Source organism: Pseudomonas sp. NBRC 111143 (assembly GCF_001320965.1).
Classification (GTDB): Bacteria; Pseudomonadota; Gammaproteobacteria; order Pseudomonadales; family Pseudomonadaceae; genus Aquipseudomonas; species Aquipseudomonas machongensis.
Genome location: NZ_BCBT01000105.1, coordinates 1 through 2,667 on the forward strand (window position 1 = coordinate 1; position 2,667 = coordinate 2,667).

At 55.2% G+C, this 2,667-nt stretch carries 2 protein-coding genes; both read right to left on the minus strand.

The genetic code is table 11. The features are described 5' to 3' along the window. Window positions 1-686: 686 nt before the first annotated feature. Entirely contained in the window at window positions 687-2,204 is a 1,518-nt protein-coding gene (locus tag APH44_RS28710) for an IS66 family transposase (protein ID WP_024086152.1), read from the minus strand. An 18-nt stretch (window positions 2,205-2,222) separates the two neighbouring features. Then, complete coding sequence (tnpB, locus tag APH44_RS28715; protein ID WP_024086151.1) at window positions 2,223-2,582, minus strand: IS66 family insertion sequence element accessory protein TnpB; 360 nt, start codon at window positions 2,580-2,582, stop codon at window positions 2,223-2,225. Window positions 2,583-2,667: the final 85 nt, after the last annotated feature.

The window sequence follows — 2,667 nt, forward strand, 5'->3', positions numbered from 1 at the left end:
GTAACTGCTCCATTAACCCAACATTCAAATCGTTTAGCTAATCCCGGATGCTGTGCTCCCGATTTCTTGCTGGCGCCCATCCGCCATGATGCGACCTCGATGCAAAATTCAAAAATCTCTAGCCCAAACCGTCGACTTCTGAAAATCCATCGACGGCCTACCTGCTCTGGTCAAGTCGGACATCAATCTCGCGGTATTTGACCCGTGCTTTTCGTCGATAACCTTCCCCAACTGAGGATGAAACCTGCGCAGCATTACTGTCAGTCGATCCTCCATGCCAAGGTTTTCTACCCGTAACTCACCAGGGGCCAGAGGCTGCTAGGCGCGGAACCCAAATTTTGCACCATTGAATAGCCATTACCTGGCGATTCTGTGCCACTGAAATGGCCTGGCCTTGGCATTCTTATACCGACTGAATGGAATCGGACTATTTAGCACCATTTCTGTGCCACAGAATTGCCATTTAATGCCACGGAAATGCAGGATTCTGTTCTTTCTGTCCTCATTTGAGCCCCTTTGGTCCTGTACCGGGGGTAGGACTTTTTTTGTATCGGGCTCAGGACTTTCTAGTTTCCAGGGGAGGCAGCCCCAAAAAATGTCCCGAGTCTATTACGTGTTTGGCGTATTTGGCGGTACAACAAAGGACATCCCAAGAGAGCCTCGGCATGACCCACCCTGGGATAGGTTCAGGCTTGACGTGGTAACTCTCGCGAGCAGTTCCACGGCAGCAGCGCTTCATAGTCCGCCACCGACTGCGCATGCGGCAGTCGCTCCAGCACGTGGCGCAGCCACGCATAGGGCTCCTGACTGTTGGCTTTGGCGGTCTCGACTAGGCTATAGATTTGAGCGCTGGCAACGGCGCCCTTGGGCGTGTCGCTAAACAGCCAGGCCTTGCGCCCAATGACAAAAGGCCTTATCGCTCTTTCTGCCGGATTGTTGTCGATCGGCAGGTGACCCGCCTCGACATAACGTTTGAGTTTGTTCCAGTTGCTGGCCAGATAACCGACGGCTTTGCCCAGTGCGTTTTGCGCGGTCACTTGCGGCTGGGTTTTCTCCAGCCAGCCGTGCAGTTGCGCAAGGATCGGCAGGCTGTCTTGCTGACGACCTTGGTGGCGCTGCTCGTCGCTGGCGTCTTTCAGGTCACGCTCGATTCCGTACAACTTGTTGATCAAGTTCAGCGCGATATCGGCCCGCCCAGTCTTGCCTTTCGGTTGCACTTTCTGCGCTTCAACAAACTTGCGTCGAGCATGCGCCCAGCAGCCCATACGCTCGATACCTGGTTGTACGGCCACGGCGTTGTAACCGGCGTAATCGTCGGTCATCAAATAGCCGCAATAACTTTCCAGCAGACGCGAAGGCACTTCCTGCGCACGGCTGGTCGAGTAGTCGAACAGGATCACTGGTTTGCCGGGTGGGCCGCCGGTTTGCACCCACATCCAGGATTGGCTGGTCGCCTCTCGATCCGGTTCTTTCAGCACCTGCACGCGGGTTTCGTCGCAGTGGATCACGCGACTTTCCAGTAGCCGATCACGCATCAGATTGAGCAGCGGTTGCAGATGTTCGCCGCACTGGATCACCCAGCGGGCCAGGGTTTGACGCGAGATGTCGATACCATGACGGCTCAGCACTTTTTCGAAGCGGTGCAGTGGCAGGCCATCAACGTATTTGGTGGTCAGCAGCATCGCTAAAACACTGGGGCTGGCCATACTCTTTTCGATCAGCTGCGCCGGCTTGTCGGCGGTGACCGGGGCGGTTTCACAACCGCGGCAACCGTAAACCTTGCGAATGTGTTTGATCACGCGGATCTGCATCGGCACGATTTCGAGCTGCTCGCTGACTTCTTCACCGATGGTGTGTTTGCGGCAGCCACAGGTGCAGGTCAGTTCGTGCTCGGGGAGTTCGTGGATAACTTCGATGCGTGGCAAATCCGCAGGCAGCGGCTTGCGTTTGCCACGGCGCTTAGTCGGCGCGACGGCTTCTTCATCAACGTCTTCGGCAACAGGTTCAGCGACGCTTTCGGCTTCGTTGAACAATACTAATTGCGGTGTTGCCGGATCAGTCGTTTGTTCTGACTTGCGACCAAACAAGCGCTGGCGCAGCAGCGCATTCTGCTCTTCAAGATGAACGACCTTGGACTGCATCTGAGCAATTAATTGCTTGAGCACAGCCGGGTCATCGGGAAGGGTGTCGGGCATGGAAATCATGCCGCGGATTATACCCAATCAAGCCACGAATCGCGGGGTCAAAACCTGATGTGGACGGTTGCGCCACAGATCAAAGCCGTCGAGTAGCCAGTTCAGCTCCTGAACCGTCAGCACGATGGCGTCGTCGGTGATATCGGGAGATGTTTTAAAACGTTCGGATTCGAGGCGCTTGAGCCAAAGGCAGAAGCCGTTGCGCTCCCAATAAAGGATTTTCACTCGATTACGAGGCCGATTAAGAAAAACGAACAGCACAGGGTCGAACACGGCCACCTTGATATCTAGTTCGACCAGGGCGGCCAGACCGTCGATGGATTTTCGGAAGTCCACCGGTTTGGGGTAAAGGTATACCTTTTCGACTTTGGTGTCGGGTCGCATCATGACGTGCTGGCTCCAGAGAGAAATCGGGAGCACAGCTTCAGGGATCAACTGTCGGCTTTGAATGTGGTGTTCATGGATCCCTTAC